The organism is Deltaproteobacteria bacterium, from assembly GCA_016234845.1.
Classification (GTDB): Bacteria; Desulfobacterota; Deferrimicrobia; order Deferrimicrobiales; family Deferrimicrobiaceae; genus JACRNP01.
The window spans coordinates 1-16,124 of record JACRNP010000154.1; the positions used below are offsets into that span (position 1 = coordinate 1).

General features: G+C 68.2%; 17 protein-coding genes. 15 read left to right on the forward strand and 2 right to left on the reverse strand.

Annotation, left to right across the window (positions count from 1 at the left end):
* Together HZB86_10355 and gltA are read left to right on the forward strand one after the other, a co-directional pair.
* Nucleotides 1-415, forward strand: a 415-nt coding sequence (locus tag HZB86_10355) for a sulfide/dihydroorotate dehydrogenase-like FAD/NAD-binding protein (protein MBI5905925.1), incomplete at its 5' end; no start/stop codon positions are given.
* The gene (gene gltA / locus HZB86_10360) at nt 415-1,848 is read left to right on the forward strand and encodes an NADPH-dependent glutamate synthase (protein ID MBI5905926.1); all 1,434 of its coding nucleotides are present in this window, start codon (nt 415-417) and stop codon (nt 1,846-1,848) included. The genes HZB86_10355 and gltA, both read left to right, overlap by 1 nt.
* Nucleotides 1,849-1,908: 60 nt before the next feature.
* Here gltA and HZB86_10365 read toward each other — a convergent pair whose 3' ends face one another.
* Both HZB86_10365 and HZB86_10370 read right to left on the reverse strand, forming a co-directional pair.
* Entirely contained in the window at nt 1,909-2,886 is a 978-nt protein-coding gene (locus HZB86_10365; protein MBI5905927.1) for a 2-hydroxyacyl-CoA dehydratase, read from the reverse strand.
* Between the two features lie 4 nt (nt 2,887-2,890).
* Complete coding sequence (locus HZB86_10370) at nt 2,891-3,175, reverse strand: hypothetical protein (GenBank protein MBI5905928.1); 285 nt, start codon at nt 3,173-3,175, stop codon at nt 2,891-2,893.
* Between the two features lie 119 nt (nt 3,176-3,294).
* Between HZB86_10370 and HZB86_10375 the strand changes: the two genes are divergently transcribed.
* The 13 genes from HZB86_10375 (at nt 3,295) to HZB86_10435 (ending at nt 15,922) form a co-directional block, all read left to right on the forward strand.
* On the forward strand, nt 3,295-4,056 hold the full coding sequence (locus HZB86_10375; protein MBI5905929.1) for a glutamate racemase: 762 nt from the start codon (nt 3,295-3,297) through the stop codon (nt 4,054-4,056).
* Nucleotides 4,057-4,094: 38 nt separating this feature from the next.
* Nucleotides 4,095-4,391 (forward strand): hypothetical protein, encoded by a 297-nt coding sequence (locus HZB86_10380; GenBank protein MBI5905930.1) that lies wholly within the window; start codon nt 4,095-4,097, stop codon nt 4,389-4,391.
* Entirely contained in the window at nt 4,388-5,065 is a 678-nt protein-coding gene (locus HZB86_10385; GenBank protein ID MBI5905931.1) for an ATP-binding cassette domain-containing protein, read from the forward strand. The genes HZB86_10380 and HZB86_10385 overlap by 4 nt, the downstream gene beginning before the upstream one ends.
* 4 nt (nt 5,066-5,069) lie before the next feature.
* Entirely contained in the window at nt 5,070-5,960 is an 891-nt protein-coding gene (locus tag HZB86_10390; protein ID MBI5905932.1) for a hypothetical protein, read from the forward strand.
* Nucleotides 5,960-7,189, forward strand: coding sequence for a peptidoglycan DD-metalloendopeptidase family protein (locus HZB86_10395; GenBank protein MBI5905933.1), 1,230 nt, complete (start codon nt 5,960-5,962; stop codon nt 7,187-7,189). Before HZB86_10390 ends, HZB86_10395 begins: the two co-directional genes overlap by 1 nt.
* 15 nt (nt 7,190-7,204) lie before the next feature.
* Complete coding sequence (locus tag HZB86_10400; GenBank protein MBI5905934.1) at nt 7,205-8,599, forward strand: S41 family peptidase; 1,395 nt, start codon at nt 7,205-7,207, stop codon at nt 8,597-8,599.
* Between the two features lie 88 nt (nt 8,600-8,687).
* Nucleotides 8,688-9,521 carry a divergent polysaccharide deacetylase family protein gene (locus HZB86_10405; protein MBI5905935.1) on the forward strand — a complete coding sequence of 278 codons (834 nt, stop codon included), beginning with the start codon at nt 8,688-8,690 and terminating at the stop codon, nt 9,519-9,521.
* 3 nt (nt 9,522-9,524) lie between these two features.
* Entirely contained in the window at nt 9,525-10,883 is a 1,359-nt protein-coding gene (xseA, locus tag HZB86_10410; GenBank protein ID MBI5905936.1) for an exodeoxyribonuclease VII large subunit, read from the forward strand.
* A gap of 395 nt (nt 10,884-11,278) precedes the next feature.
* Complete coding sequence (locus HZB86_10415; protein ID MBI5905937.1) at nt 11,279-12,010, forward strand: M23 family metallopeptidase; 732 nt, start codon at nt 11,279-11,281, stop codon at nt 12,008-12,010.
* A gap of 59 nt (nt 12,011-12,069) precedes the next feature.
* A complete protein-coding gene (gene xseB, locus HZB86_10420; GenBank protein ID MBI5905938.1) occupies nt 12,070-12,324 on the forward strand; it encodes an exodeoxyribonuclease VII small subunit in 255 nt (84 codons plus the stop codon).
* Nucleotides 12,317-13,222, forward strand: coding sequence for a polyprenyl synthetase family protein (locus tag HZB86_10425; protein MBI5905939.1), 906 nt, complete (start codon nt 12,317-12,319; stop codon nt 13,220-13,222). Before xseB ends, HZB86_10425 begins: the two co-directional genes overlap by 8 nt.
* A gap of 5 nt (nt 13,223-13,227) precedes the next feature.
* Nucleotides 13,228-15,165, forward strand: coding sequence for a 1-deoxy-D-xylulose-5-phosphate synthase (locus tag HZB86_10430; GenBank protein MBI5905940.1), 1,938 nt, complete (start codon nt 13,228-13,230; stop codon nt 15,163-15,165).
* A complete protein-coding gene (locus HZB86_10435) occupies nt 15,068-15,922 on the forward strand; it encodes a TlyA family RNA methyltransferase (protein MBI5905941.1) in 855 nt (284 codons plus the stop codon). Before HZB86_10430 ends, HZB86_10435 begins: the two co-directional genes overlap by 98 nt.
* Nucleotides 15,923-16,124 lie beyond the last annotated feature (202 nt).

The following is a 16,124-nucleotide window of genomic DNA, read 5'->3' on the forward strand; positions in this document are numbered from 1 at the left end:
CACCACCGACGACGGGTCGTACGCGAAGAAGGGGTTCGTCACCACCGCCCTCCAGGAGATGATCGACCGGGGGGAGAAGATCGACCTGTGCATCGCCATCGGGCCGGTGCCCATGATGCGCGCCGTGGCCGAGGTCACCCGCCCCCACCAGATCAAGACCGTCGTCAGCCTCAACCCGATCATGGTGGATGCCACCGGGATGTGCGGGGCCTGCCGCGTGTCGGTCGGCGGGGCCACGAAGTTCGTCTGCGTCGACGGCCCCGAGTTCGACGGGCACCAGGTGGACTTCAAGGAGCTCGTCATGCGCAACCGGGCGTACCTCAAGGAGGAGAAGGCGGCGATGGACCGGTTCGAGCACAAGGACGGAAAATGCATGGGGAGCGGCGTCGCCGTTCCCGCGGGAGGCGGAAACTGATGGCCGACGCGACTCCGCAGAAACCCCGTCCGAAGCCGTTCAGCATCCCGCGGCAGCCGATGCCGGAGCAGCCGCCGAAGGCGCGCGTGAAGAACTTCAAGGAGGTGCCGTACGGCCTCACCCCGGATCTCGCCATCCTCGAGGCCACGCGGTGCATCCAGTGCAAGAATCCCCAGTGCGTGAAAGGTTGCCCGGTCAGCGTGCAGATCCCCGAGTTCATCGACCTGGTCGCCAAGGGGAAGTTCGTCGAGGCGGCGAAGAAGATCAAGGAGACGAACGCCCTTCCGGCGGTGTGCGGCCGCGTCTGCCCGCAGGAGGAGCAGTGCGAGATGCCGTGCGTCCTCGGAAAGAAAGGGGAGCCGGTCGCCATCGGGCGGCTCGAGCGGTTCGTCGCGGACTTCGAACGGGTCACCGGCAACGTCGAGATCCCTTCGGTGGGGGCCCCCACCGGCAAGCGGGTGGCGGTCGTCGGCGCGGGCCCCGCGGGGCTCACCGTGGCGGGCGACCTCGTCCAGATCGGCCACGACGTGACGATCTTCGAGGCGCTCCACAAGCCGGGCGGGGTGCTCATGTACGGGATCCCGGAATTCCGCCTCCCCAAGGACATCGTCCAGTCCGAGGTGGAATACATCCAGAAGCTGGGCGCGAAGCTCGAGTGCAACGCGGTCATCGGGAAGTCGATCACCATCGACGAGCTGCTCGAGGAGGAAGGGTTCGACGCGGTATTCGTCGGGACCGGCGCCGGCCTGCCGTACTTCATGAACATCCCGGGGGAGAACCTGATCGGGGTCTACTCGGCGAACGAATACCTCACCCGCGCGAACCTGATGAAAGCGTACAAGTTCCCGGAGGCCGACACGCCGGTCAGCAAGGCGAGGCACGTGGCGGTGGTGGGCGGCGGGAACGTCGCGATGGACGCCGCGCGCACCGCCATGCGGATGGGCGCCGAGAAGGTATACCTCGTGTACCGCCGGTCGCGCAAGGAGATGCCCGCCCGCATCGAGGAAATCCACCACGCGGAGGAGGAAGGGATCGAGTTCCACCTCCTCACCAACCCGCTCGCCTTCCACGGCAACGAGGAGGCGTGGGTCACCGAGATGGAGTGCCAGCGGATGGAGCTGGGGGAGCCCGACGCATCGGGCCGCCGCCGCCCGGTGCCGGTGAAGGGATCGGAGTTCCGCCTTCCCGTGGACACCGTCATCGTCTCCATCGGGAACGGCGCCAACCCGCTGGTCCCCTCCACCACGCCCGGTCTCGACACCAACAAGTGGGGGAACATCCTGGCCGACCAGGAAACCGGGAAGACGAGCAAGAAGGGGGTGTTCGCCGGAGGCGACATCGTCATCGGCGCGGCGACCGTCATCCTCGCCATGGGCGCGGGGCGGAAGGCCGCCGCGGCGATCAACGAGTACCTGAAAACCGGGGCGTGGTGATGCTGGCGGAGGACACTCTTCACGAAAACCGTTGGTGAACCAAAACCGAAGAGTGTCCCCCTAAGAGCGTAACATCTCGACGAATGCCTGGATCCGGATCCTCGTCCGTTCGTCCACGGGTCCGGGCTGGTCCCCTTCGAGCGTCAGGACCGGCACCCCGACCTCCCCGCGCAGCAGGATGTCCTCGATCTGCCGGAAGCAGAACGACTGGACGTAGTGGACCACCCCGCGGGCTCCCCTGCGGGAAACCTCCGTCCGGATGTCCGAAAGCCGCTCGAAGAACGAGTACGGATAGGTGTACGCCAGGTACTGATCCACGAGCGACGCGGTCGGAGCGGGCATCGAAAATTGACGCTGGACCTCGTTCAGGACGATGCGGGCGCCGGCCTCCTCGAAGCACGCGTGGAGGCCGGAGACGATCGGAGGCACGCCGACGAACGCGACCGGGACCGCCCCTTCCATCGGCCGACGGGTCGACGCCGCGTCGAGAAACGCCTGCGCCCGCCGGGCGTACCCGTCGGGGTCCCCGTCGAAGTCCGAGCACGCCACCAGCCACCGATGGTTCTCCTCTCCGGTGACCTTTCCTTCCTGCCAGGTGAGCCGGTCGATCTCGTGGGCGATGCTCCGAACCCGGTCGAGCCGCGCTTTCCATTCCTCCGCGGAACGGACGGTCGTCCCGTAGCGGGAGGCCATTTTTTCCAGCTCCAGGAGGAGAAACCGCGGATCCCGGTCGAACGGGAAGGAGAACGGCGTCACGCCCACTCCGCGGTATCGGAGGACCTCCATCAGCGCCTGCGTGAAGCTGCAATCCCCCTGCGCGACGGCGATGACCTCGCGGAAGCCGTCGCCGCGGACCACGCCGTAGATCCCCTTGATCCAGCCGCAGCTGTTCCTGGGGAAACCGTCCGCCTCCGCGCGGCGGATGTACTCCGCGGGGTTTTCCGAGGCGATGAAGACGTTGTTCAGGTCGACCGGGATCCGGCCGCCGGCGTAGAGGATCTCGACGGGGATCGACGTGGTGAAGCCGACGCGGTAGATCGAATCAGTCCCCACGGATGAAGAGGTAGTAGATCAGCACGCCGGCGACCACCAGCGTTCCCCCCGAAAAGATGACCAGGTTCCTGTCGAGCGTCCCCGCACCTTCCGCCACATTCGCGTACCGCATCACGGCGAACGTGGCGCCGATGCCGAACAGGAACAGGAGGACGTATTTCCACCGGAAAAGGACGGCGAGGACGAACACGACCGCGGTTCCGAAGAGGACCCGCGAGTCGGACGCCAGCTCGAAGATGCTGGCGCTGGTGAGAAATTCCAGGATCTGGTCCACGATTCCCCCCTTTTTTGGCAGGGCGTTCGGTTGACATCTACAGGATAGCGTTTTACCTTAGAAAAATCAAAGTTTTAGGGGGATGCGTGGATAACCCGGTGGGCGTGTTCGATTCCGGGATGGGCGGCCTCACGGTCCTCCGGGAACTGTCGGCGGTCCTTCCGTCGGAGCGGTTCGTCTATCTCGGGGACACCGCCCGCGTCCCGTACGGGGGGAAATCGGCCGAGACCGTCACCCGCTACTCCCTGGAGATCGCCAACCACCTGATCCGCCGGCACGACATCAAGCTGCTCGTCGTGGCGTGCAACACCGCCTCCTCGCTGGCCCTGCCGACGCTTCGGAAGATCTACAAGATCCCCGTCGTCGGTATGGTGGACCCGTGCGTCCGGCGGGCGGCGGCGATGCCGGCCAGGAGGAGCATCGGCGTCATCGGGACGCTCGGGACGATCCGGTCCGGCGCGTACGAGGACGCCCTCCGGGTCGCCGTCCCCGCCGCGCGGGTCCGGTCGATCGCGTGCCCCCTCCTGGTGGCGCTGGCGGAGGAGGGGTGGACCGACAACGGGATCACGCGGGCCGTGATCGCCGAGTACCTGGCACCGTTCCGTTCGGAGCCGCCCGACGCGCTGATCCTCGGATGCACGCACTACCCGGTGCTGAAGGACGCGATCCGCGATTATCTCGGCGACGGGACGGTCCTCATCGACTCCGGGGAGGAGGCGGCGAAGGTCGTGGAGGTCCTCCTGTCGGAATCCGAAGTCCGCAGGGCGGGAGCCGCCGGAGGGGTGGAGTTCCTGGTGACCGACGACCCCGAGCGGTTCTCCCGCATCGGGAAAGGTTTCTTCGGCGGGGAGCTGGAAGCGGTTCAAAGGGTGTTCCTGTAGTCGCCCCGCGCGGCGGGGGAAGGGGAAGGAAGGGGCCGATGGGCAGCACGCACATGAAGATGCTCTCCGGATTCAATCACAACATAAAATTCCGGGGGAAGGTGTACCACGTCCAGACGGAGGACGGAGGGAAGGAGAACCCGAAGGTCATAACCCACGTATTCCACGGGGGGGTGATCCTCGACAGCGTACGGCAACCGTACGACGATATCCTCGGGCAGCCGCAATGGCAGGCGACGCTCAAGGAACGGATGAAGGCGCAGCACCTCGAGGAGATCCGGAGGGTCCTTGCGGGGGACATCGCGGCGCCGGACGGGGAACCCGGGGAACGATGATCGAGGCGTTCCGGCTGGGGGTGATTGCGAGGGGGGGAACCCTCTGGGACGGCCTCGATTTCGCCTTCGGCGAGGGGGCGGTCTGGGCGGTCACCGGTCCCCCCTCTTCCGGGAAAACGCTCCTCCTGTCCGTCCTGCGGGGCGACCGGAGGCCGGATGCCGGGGACGTCCTCGTCTCCGGGGAGTCGCTGTACCGGGGGGGCGGACCGGCCGCGAAGACGTTCCGGGCGTCGCGGGGTTTCATCCCGGAGCGGTTCGACGGGGAGGCGCGCCTGACCGTCGACGACCTGTTCCTCCGATCCGCGCTGGCCGGCGGCGGGATGGCGGGGAAGGAGCGGCGCGAACGGGAGGAGCGTCTCCTCGCGATGGTGGGGCTTCCCGGGGCGGAACGGACCGTTCTGGCCGTCCTCTCGGCGTCGGAACGGGCGAGAGCCCTGCTCGCGGCGGAGCTGCTCCGGAACCCGAAGGTGCTGTTCGCGGACGGGCTGGTCGTCGCGGCGGGGGAGCCGTACCGGGAGATGCTCGGCGGACTGTTCCGGGCGCTCGCGCGGGAGGGGAACACGATCGTCCTCGCCGAGAGGGCCCTTCCGGACCGTTGGGCCGCGTCCGCGGGCGACGGGGAGGCGGTGGGACCGTTTCGCATCCACTGCCTGCGGGGGACGAAAGGAGCCTGAAGACGTGAACCGCGGACCATCCCTGATCTGGATCGATTGGAAACTCTCGCGCGGTTCGATCGTCCGGGAACAGGTCGGGCGCTTCTCGGTCCTTTACGTGGTCGCGCTCGCGCTTCTCGCGCTCCTGCTGTCGGGAGGAATCGGCCGCTTCCTCGCGACCCGGTACGCGGTGACGGCGGTCTTGCGGGAACCGGTCTCCCGGGGAGACGCGGAGGGGATCGCGAGGAAGATCTCCGCGCTTCCGCCCGTGCGTTCCTCCGAATACCGGGACCCCGACGCCGCGTGGAAGGAGTTCCTGAAGGCGTACCCGGGGCTCGAGTCCCTGCAGGCGGCCGGAGGAAACCCTCTGCCCGGATACATCGAGATCCGGTTCCGGCACGACCGGCTCACCGCGGAGGACGTGTCGCTCGTCGCGTCGGCCCTGCGCCCCGTGCCCTACATCGAAAAGGTGCTGGCCGGGGAGGATCACCTTCCCTCCCTGCTCCGCGCGGACCGGTACGCCTCCGCGTTGTGCTGGGCGGTCTTCAGCCTTCTCCTGGCGGGAACCTTCCACGTCTGGCGCCTCCAGGAGCGGATCCGGGCGTCCGCCCTCGCGGGCGACTTCGCCTTCCTCCTCGACCGGGGGATCCCCGCCCGGCGGCTGGCGTCCTCCCGGGCCGCCGGGGCGGCGGTCTCGGGTCTCGTAGTCGCCCTCGCCGGCATTTCCGCCGCCGCCGGCACACTTTTCCTCCTGATCCGGAAATACCCGGTCCTCGAAACGGTGATCGGTCCTCCGGCCGATTTCCTGGCCCCCCGGACCGCCGTCGGAGCGGGGATCTTCCTCCTGTGCGCGACGCTCCTTGCGGCGGGAGCATCCCTCCTCGGCTGGAGGACGGCACGCGCCCCCCGTACCTGATGCGGCCGGGATTCCGGGCCGCGGTCCTTTATCTGCTGGCGGGGATATCCCTCGCGCTCGCGTGGCAGCCGCCGGCGTACGCCCGCGCGACGGCGACGGACCTGCGCCGGGAGAAGGCGCGGCTCCTCGAGATGAAGGCGCGGGAGGAGAAGACCGCCGCGGAGCTGACGGAGGCGCTTCGGAAGGAGAAGCTGTCGAAGGAGCGCGTGGGGGAGCTGCAGGAGCGTCTGAGGAAACAGCGGCGCTCCATCTCGCGCATCGACCGGAAGTTGTCCGCGCTCGGCGAGAAGCTCGACCGCACGGAAAGGGAGGTCCGGGAGCTCGTCGCCGCCCAGGAGCGGGCGCGCGGCGCCACCCGCCGGGCGGCGGTGACCGCTTTCGCCGGGGATCCCTCGAGGGCGGGGGAGCCGGCGGACCCGTCGATGGCGGAGCGGGAGCGGTACTTCATGCGCGTACACCTCGGGGCGGACATGAGGGACATGGCCCGTCTCGCGAAGGAGCGGGATCGGAAGCAGGAGGAGCTCGCGGGGATCGAGAAGCAGGTCGCCGCTTCCGAGCGAAGCATGGCGAGGGAGAAGAAGGTGGGGGAGAACCTCCTTTCCCGGCAGGAGTCGGAACGGAAGCGGCTCGCCGACATCGAGAAGGAGAAGAAGGGGAAGCAGAAGGAGTTGCGCGCGCTGCGCGCGAAGATCGCCCGGATGGAGTCGGTGGTTTCCCGCGTGGAGCGCCAGGCGAAGGAGAGAGACCGGCGGCGGAGGAAAAAGGAGCCCCGGGGGACGGGAAACGCGGCATCGCCTCCGGAGGCCCCGGAACCGCCGGGCCGCTTCGCTTCGCTCACCGGGGGGCTGTCGCCCCCCCTTCCCGGGAAGGTCGTTTCCCGTTTCGGAAAGCAGCACGATCCCACTTTCGACGTGACGATCGAAAACCGCGGTGTGGAGATCGAGGGGCCTTCCGGCGCGCCGGTGAAGTCGGTGGCCAAAGGGGAGGTCGCCTTCGCCGGCGCCGTCTCGGGATTCGGCAACGTCCTGATCCTGCAGCACGGCACGGGTCTGTTTTCGGTGTACGGGAAGCTCGAAGGCTTCGACGTGAAGCAGGGAGAGGATGTTCCCCGTGGCGCGGTCGTCGGGAGGCTGCAGGAATCCCCGTCCGGCAAATCGGTGCTATACTTGGAGATGCGGGCGGGCGGCACCGCGATCGACCCCGCGTCAGTGATCCCTTTGAATCGATGAAGGAGCCCAAACGGCATGGAACAGAGCGGAATCGCTCCACGGAAGGACCGGGGCAGGAAGTGGGTCGGCACGATCGTCGTCGTCGCGGTCTTCGTCGCCGGTTTCGTCGTCGGCGACCTCACCACCTCCCGCCACGCGGCGCAGGCCACGGTCGCGTACAGCAAGCTCAAGCTCTTCGGTGACGTCCTTTCGATCATCCAGGGCAGCTACGTCGAAGAGGTGGACGCGGACAACCTCGTCAAGGGCGCGATCAACGGGATGGTGCAGACCCTCGATCCGCACAGCAGCTACCTCACGCCCGACATGCTGAAGCAGGTGGAGGTCGAGACGAAGGGGGCCTTTGGCGGACTCGGCATCGAGATCGGCATGAAGGACGGATTCCTGACGGTCATCGCTCCCATCGAGGACACCCCCGCGGCGCGCGCGGGGCTGCAGGCGGGGGACAAGATCGTCCGCATCGAGAAGGATTCGACCAAGAACATGAGCGTGATGGACGCGGTGAAGCGGCTCCGCGGGGAGCCGGGGACCAAGGTGACCATCGTGGTCGTTCGCGAATCCTCTCCCGATCCGAAGACGTACACCATCACCCGGGACATCATAAAGATCAAGAGCGTGAAGTCGAAGCCGATGGGGGACGGAATCGGGTACATCCGCCTCACCCAGTTCCAGCAGGATTCCCACGCGGAGATGGAGCGCGCCCTCCAGGGATTCGTGAAGGAAAAGGGGGGGCTTCGGGGCCTGATCCTCGATCTCCGGAACAATCCCGGCGGCTTGCTGGACCAGGCGGTGAAGGTCGCGGACGAATTCGTCGAATCGGGGCTGATCGTCTACACGGACGGGCGGGTGGAGGCGCAGAAGACGAAGTACGCGGCGCACAAGGACGGCACGTACACCGGATTCCCGATCGTCGTCCTGGTGAACGCGGGTTCCGCCTCGGCCTCCGAGATCGTGGCGGGCGCCCTGCAGGACCATGGAAGGGCGATCATCATCGGCCAGCGGACCTTCGGCAAGGCGTCGGTCCAGACGATCCTACCGATGGACGACGGTTCGGCGCTCCGCCTCACGACCGCGAGGTATTACACCCCGAACGGTCGCTCGATCCAGGCGAAGGGGATCGAACCGGACATCGTGGTGGGCGACGGCAGGGAGCCGTCCGACAGCCACCCGGGCCCCATGCGGGAAAAGGACATCGAACGGCACCTGAAGGGCGACGGCGAGGAGGAGCCGGCCGCTCCCGCTCCGAAGGACGCGAAAAAGGAAGAGCGGAAGAACGGGAAGAAGGAACCGGCTCCGGGGGCCGAGGCGCGAAAGGAAGACGCGAAGGATCCCCAGCTCGACCGGGCGGTCGAGCTGTTGAAGGGTTGGGAGATCTTCAAGTCCCGCTTCATCGAAAAGCAGAGGGCTTCCTGATCGGAGTCCAGAGCGGCCTCCCGCGATGAAAAGGAATGCCGCCGGGGCCGCGGCGAAAGGCCGTAAGCGATGGGGATGGGGGACGCTGGTGGCCGGCGCGTTCCTCTCCGGGCTGGCCCTCGTCGGGACCGCGCTGTTCTGGCCGAAGGGGGAGGATCGCCCGGTTCCCGCCGCTTCGTCGTTCGCGCCGCCGACACTCCTCCCCTCCGCCGGGCCGGTGGACAATTCGCTTTCTCCCTCCAGGGGGCCCCGCATCGCGATCGTGATCGACGACCTCGGCTACGACCCGGTGCGGGACGCCGAGTGGCTCGATTTCCCGGAGAAGATCACCGTTTCCGTCATCCCGTTCGGCCCCTCCTCCCGCACCTTCGCCGCTTCCGCCCGGTCGCGCGGGCACGGGGTGATTTTGCACGTTCCGATGGAGCCGGAGTCCCCCGCGGAAGACCGCACCGGGACGTTCCGTCTCCGGCGCGGGATGCGACCGGAGGAGATGGAGGAGGCGTTTTCCCGGATGGCGCACGATGTCCCCCAGGCGAACGGCGCGAGCAACCACATGGGGTCCGCGTTCACATCCGACGCCGGGGCGATGGCCGCCTTCGCCGCGGTCCTGAAAGGGAGGGGGTTCTTTTTCGTCGACAGCCTGACGACCGCCTCCTCCGTGGGGCTGGAAGCGGCCGGCCGGGCGGGAGTCCCGGCGCTGCGGCGGGACGTGTTCCTGGACGACGATCCCCGGCCCGAGGAGATGCGACGCCAGTGGAACCAGGCGCTGGCGATCGCGAAGGAGCGCGGGGAGGCGCTTCTCGTCTGCCACTCCCGCCGGGATTCGCGGAAGGCGCTGCTGGAGCTTCTTCCCGATCTTCGGAAGGAAGGGATCCGCCCGGTGACCGTCGAAGAGCTGCTTGAACCGGGAGGGTCCCGCTGAGCCGTGGAGCCGAACCTCTTCGACCCCCCGGACGCCGGCGCCGCCCTCTCCGTTTCCGAGCTGACCGCCCGGATCAAGCGTTCCCTCGAATCCTCCTTCCGCCTCGTCCGGGTCGAGGGGGAGGTGTCGAATTACAAGTGGTACGAGGCGTCGGGCCACCGGTACTTTTCGCTGAAGGACGAGGGGGCGCAGATCCGCGTCGTGCTGTTCCGGGGGAACGAGCGGCGCATTTTCGGGGAGATACGGGACGGCCAGACCGTCATCGTGACCGGATCCCTCGGGGTGTACGAGAAAAAGGGGGAGTACCAGCTCTACGCCCGCTCGGCCGAGGTCCGCGGGATCGGGAACCTGCTGGTCGAACTGGAGCGCCGGAAGCGGGCGCTCGCGGAGGAAGGGCTGTTCGATCCCGCGAGGAAACGGCCGCTTCCGCCCTTCCCCCGGGTGATCGGAATCGTCACTTCCCGGCACGGCGCGGCGATGCGGGACATGGTGCGGGTCGCGCGCTCCCGGTTTCCCGGAGTCTCGATCGTCATCGCCCCCTCGCTGGTGCAGGGCGCCGGCGCGGCGGCGGACATCGCGGCGGCGCTCGACGCGATGTACCGTCACGGCGGCGCCGACGTGGTGATCGCGGGGAGGGGCGGAGGGTCGATCGAGGACCTCTGGGCGTTCAACGAGGAGGAGGTCGTCCGCGCGATCGCCCGTTCCCCGGTTCCCACCATCAGCGCCGTCGGCCACGAGACCGACTTCACCCTCGCCGACCTGGTCGCCGACCACCGCGCCCCGACGCCGACCGCCGCGGCGCAGATGGCCGTTCCCGACCGCGTCGAGCTCCTCGAGCGGATTGCGGGCCTGGCGCTCCGGTTGCGGAGGGCGGACGCGCGCACCCGGGAAGCCGCCCGGCAGGAGTGGCGGATCATCCTGGGGAAGCTTTCGGACCCGCGGCCGCTTCTCCAGGGGAAGCGATACGCGCTCGCGGAGCACGAATCCTCCCTATCGGAGTTCGCGAAAAACGCCGTTCGGGACAGGAAGGAGCGGGTGGAGCATCTGGCGGCCGCCGTCCGGCTGCACTCCCCCGCGGCGTGGGTATCCGCGAAGCGGGGCGCGCTCGACCACCTCGATTCGCGGGCGTTCGCCGGGTCCGACGCTGCGCGGCGAATCCGACGTTCGTCCGTCGAACTTCTCGCCGGGAAACTGTCCGCGCTCGACCCGAAGGCGGTCCTCACGCGCGGCTACGCCATCGCCGTCGACCGGGCCACCGGGAAGGCGATCCGGTCCGTCTCGGAAACCCGCTCCGGGCAGCCGCTCGACGTCCAGGTCGCCGACGGCGCCTTCGGCGCGATCGTCGAAGGGCGAAAACCGTGACCCCGTCGAACGGTTCTCCGGGGAAAGGGGCTACTCCGCAGGAGGGCTCCCCGTTCGCATGCGCCGCCAGGCTCCCCGGCTCCGTCCAGCGATCGTGCCTTGCGATCCCTTCCCCTACCTCCGGAAACGCCCATCGCGATGCGCCGGCTTCTTCCGCAAAGATGACGGGGCCTCCGCCGTTTCCGCGCTGGCGGCTCCGCTCAGGGGACCCTCCTGCTCCGTTCGCCCCCGCAACGGGATGTCCTGGCGAAAGGCGCGCATTAGCGGGCTGGGTCCTGATCGTTGCGTTCTTTGCAGGCGCTTCCGGGACAGCTGCGGCTTCGGCGGGCGCCGCGGAGCTGTCGATCTCCGTCTCGACCGCCGCCCCGGCGCTCGGCGAGCCGCTGGTCGTGGAGGTGACCGCCCCGGGGCCGCTGGACAACCTCGCGCTGGTCTGGAAAGGCGCCTCCTGGCCGGTCCGCGAGACCGCCCCGGGGAAATACGTGGGGTTGATCGGCGTCGACCTGCTTTCGACCGCCGGCAACGAGACGCTCGCGGCCGAAGGGTGGAGCGGGGGGGAGCGGCACAGCGTGGAAACGGTCCTTACGGTGGCGGACAGGATATTCCCGGTACAGAACCTCTCCCTTCCGAAGAAAATGGCCGAATTCGATCCGCAGACCCTGAGAAGGATCGAGGCGGAGGGGCGCGACCTCGAGGAGCGGTTTTCGCGCGTGACCCCGCCCCTGTGGTCGCTCCCCTTCCTGCCGCCGGTCGCCGAGTATCGCCCCGAAAATTTCGGGTCCCGCAGGGTGATCAACGCGGAGCCGAGGATGCCGCACGCGGCGGTGGACGTCCGCCTTCCGGAAGGGACCCCGGTGCATTCGATCGCGGAAGGCGTGGTGATCTTCGCCGGCGACCGTTTCTTCGGGGGGCTGTCGGTCGTCATCGACCACGGGGGAGGGGTGTTCAGCGTGAACTACCATCTGAAGGAGTTCTCCGTCTCGGAGGGGGAGCGGGTGGCGAGGGGCGCCCGCATCGGCGCGGTCGGCTCCACGGGCCGGGCGACCGGCCCGCACCTGCATTTCGGAGTCCGGGTGCCGGGGGGAAGGGTCGATCCGACGAGCCTCTTCGCCCTTCCCGCAAGGTGATCGATGAAATGCGATATACTGCTGTGCGACCGGATATTTCACCGGGGAGGGTATAAGCCGTGGCCGGGAAGGGGAAGGAGCCTGCCTTCGAGGAGGCGTTGAAACAGCTCGAGGCGGTGGTCGCGCGGCTGGAGTCGGGCGAGGCCCCCCTCGAAGAGTCGATACGGCTGTTCGAGGAAGGCATGAGGCTCTCGGGGGTATGCCGGAAGCGTCTCGACGAGGCGGACCGGAAGATCGATCTCCTGCTGCGCAGGCCGGGCGGGATCGCCCGCGAGACGGAGGATGAGGCCGATCTGCCCGGAAAAGATGAGTGACCCCGCGGGGGGAGCGGCAGGGGAACTGGCCCGCCTTCGGAGGATCGTCGAAGACAGCCTGCCGGGCCTGCTGTTCGGGGCGGTAGGCCGGGCGCCGTCGAAGCTCCGGGAGGCGATGGAGTACTCCCTGATGGCGGGCGGCAAAAGGGTTCGCCCCGTTCTTCTCCTTTCCGCCGGAAACGCGGTGGGGGGGGTCGAGCGGGATCTGGTGCCGTTCGCGTGCGCGGTCGAGTTCATACACACGTACTCCCTGGTCCACGACGACCTGCCCGCGATGGATGACGACGACTTTCGCCGGGGGAAGCCGTCCTCCCACAAGGCGTTCGGCGAGGGGGCGGCGATCCTGGCGGGCGACGCTCTGTTGACGGAGGCGTTCCGGGTAATGGCCGAGTCGGAGATGGCGTCGACCGCCCCCGACAGGGCGGTCCGGGCGATCGCGGAGATCGCCCGGGCGGCCGGCGCCGAGGGGATGGTGGGGGGGCAGCAGATGGACCTGTCCGCCGCGTCGGTGAACTTCCCGGCATCCGAAGTGGAGGAGATCCAGCTGCGGAAGACCGCCGCGATCCTCTCCTCGTGCGCGCGGGCGGGCGGCATCCTGGGCGGAGGCACCCCGGAGCAGGTCTCCGCGCTGGGGAATTACGGGACGAGGCTGGGGCTGCTGTTCCAGGTCACCGACGACATCCTCGACGAGACGGGAAGCTTCGAGGAAATGGGGAAGGGGACCGCGAAGGACCGGGGGCGCGGGAAGTGGACCTACCCGGTGGCCTACGGGATGGAGGCGGCCGTGGCGCGCGCGGAAGAGCTGGAGAACGAGGCGCTCGCGGCGGTTTCCCGCTTCGACGGGGAGGCGGAGCCGCTCCGCGAACTGGTCCGCGTCGTGCGGCGCAGGAGGAATTGAGGGGGATGCCGGGGGTGTCGCGACTCGCACAGATCCAGTCGCCGGCCGACCTGAAGAAGGTCCCGCGGGAGAAGCTGCCGGAGGTGGCCGCGGAACTGCGGGATACGATCGTCCGCTGCGTGGCGCGCACGGGGGGGCACCTGGCCTCCAGCCTCGGGGTCGTCGAGCTCACGGTGGCGCTGCACTACGTCTTCCACTGCCCGGACGACCGCATCGTGTGGGACGTCGGACACCAGGCGTACGCCCACAAGATCCTGACCGGCCGCCGCGACGCGTTCGCGACGCTTCGGACCTTCGGCGGCATTTCCGGCTTCCCCCGCGTCTCGGAGAGCCCGTACGACGCGTTCGGAACGGGGCACTCCGGCACCTCGATCTCCGCCGCCCTCGGGATGGCCGTCGCACGGGACCTGCGGAAGGGGAAGAACCGCGTCGTGGCCGTGATCGGCGACGGATCCCTCTCTTCCGGGTTGTCCCTCGAGGGATTGAACCAGGCGGGCCACCAGAAGCGGGACCTGGTCGTCGTGCTGAACGACAACGAGTGGTCGATCTCCCAGAACGTCGGCGCGCTGTCGGGATATCTCAACCGGATCATGACCGGGAAGTTCTACACCTCGTTCCGGAAGCGGGTCGAGACCCTGCTGAAGTCGATGCCGCACGGCGAGTTCATGGCGCGCATCGCGAAGAAGTCCGAGGAGCTCACGAAAGGGTTCATCGTTCCGGGACTGCTCTTCGAGGAGCTGGGGTTCACCTACATCGGCCCGATTCCCGGACACGACATCGAGACCCTCCTGGGGACGTTCCAGAACCTGGCGAACCTGGAGGGTCCCGTGCTCGTCCACGTGGTCACGTCGAAGGGGAGGGGGTACGCCCCGGCGGAGGCCAACCCGGAGTCGTTCCACGGCGTGGGAGCCTTCGATCCGGAGACCGGGAAAGGCGCGGGAGCGCCGTCCGGCCCGTCCTACACGGACGTGTTCTCCGACGCGATCGTCGCCATCGGCAGGGAAAATCCGAAGGTGGTGGCGATCACCGCCGCCATGTGCAGCGGGACGGGGCTCCGGAAGTTCAAGGAGGCGTTCCCGGACCGTTTCTTCGACGTGGGGATCGCCGAGTCCCACGCGGTAACCTTCGCGGCGGGCCTGGCGCGGGAGGGGAAGATCCCCGTGGTGGCGATCTACTCGACGTTCCTTCAGCGCGCCTTCGACCAGATCATCCACGACGTCTGCCTGCAGAACCTCCCGGTGGTGTTCGCGGTCGACCGGGGCGGGATCGTCGGCGCGGACGGCGCGACCCACCAGGGGCTGTTCGACCTCTCCTTCCTCCGTCAGATCCCGAACCTGTCCCTGATGGCCCCGCGGGACGAGGCGGAGCTCGCGCGCATGCTGCGGTCGGCCGTGGCGGCGGGGGGGCCGGTGGCGGTCCGGTACCCGAGGGGAGTCGGGATGGGGGTCTCCGTTCCGCCCGATCCCGGGACGGTCGATTGGGGGAAGGGGGAGCTCCTCGCGGAGGGGAAGGACGTTCTCCTCCTGGGAATCGGCTCCACCGTCTCCACCTGTCTCCAGGCGGCGGAATCCCTTCAGGCCAACGGAGTGTCCGCCGCCGTCGTCGACGCGCGATTCGTCAAGCCGCTGGACGCGGACCTCCTCCTCCCACTGGTGCGGCGGATCGGGAAGGTGATCACGGTGGAGGAAAACGTCCTCGCCGGAGGGTTCGGGAGCGCCGTGATGGAAATGCTCGAGGAGCACGAGGAGCATCCCCACCATTTTCGCCGGATCGGCATCCGGGACCGGTTCGTGGAGCACGGGACGCAGTCCGAGCTTCGCGCCGCCTATGGGATCTCCGCGGCGCATGTGGCCGAGGAGGCGCTCCGCATCTGCGTTTCGGGCAAATCGTTCCTCCCGTCGATCCTCTACGGCATCCGATCCCGTCTCGAGAAGATTGTCTGACGCGCGGCCTCCGATCTCCCGGGTCCGCCGGCGGCTCGACACCGAGCTGGTGGAACGGGGGCTTGCGGAGACCCGCGCGAAGGCGCAGGGGCTGATCCTGGCCGGGAGGGTCCTGCTCTCCGGCGTTCCGTGCGGAAAGTGCGGCGCCCCGGTCGCGCGGGGACAGGAGGTATCCCTGCTCCCTTCCGCCCGGCCGTTCGCGTCGCGGGGGGGCGGAAAGCTCGACGGGGCGCTGGAAGACTTCGGGTTGGACGCATCCGCGCGCGTCGCGCTCGACGTCGGGGCTTCCACCGGCGGGTTCACCGACTGCCTGCTTCGGAGAGGGGCGCTCCGGGTCTACGCGGTCGACGTCGGGGAGCGCCTTCTCGACGACCGGCTTCGCCGCGATTCGCGGGTGGTCTCCATCGAAAAGGTGAATTTCCGGCACGCGCCGCCAGGACTTCTTCCCGAAAAGGTTTCCCTCGCGGTCGTGGACGTATCCTTCATTTCCCTCCGCCACATCCTTCCGGCGCTTCCCCCGTTTCTCGATCCGGGCGCGGACGCGCTCCTCCTCGTCAAGCCGCAGTTCGAGGTGGGAAAAGGGAAGGTCGGGAAGGGCGGTGTCGTTCGGGACGGATCGCTGCGCGCCGAGGCTGTACGGAGCGTCGCGGCGGCGGCCGAAGCGATCGGGTTCGCCGTTCAAGGCGAGGCGGAAAGCCGCGTCCCGGGGCCGAAGGGAAACCGGGAGGTGTTCCTGCGACTCCGGTGGCCCGGGTAGGAAAGGGCCCCTTGACTTCGGAAGAACCGGAAGGTACCTTCCTCTAATGTACGGAAGTTAGATATAAATGACGTATAATTTCGCGCCCTCCGGGCGGGGAAAAGAGGTTCTCCGATGATGAGGCCTTCACGGTTCGTCTGGGCGGTTGCGGTGATCGGGACGCTGTTCCTCCTTCCGGTCCGCGCATTCTCGCAGCAGGAAG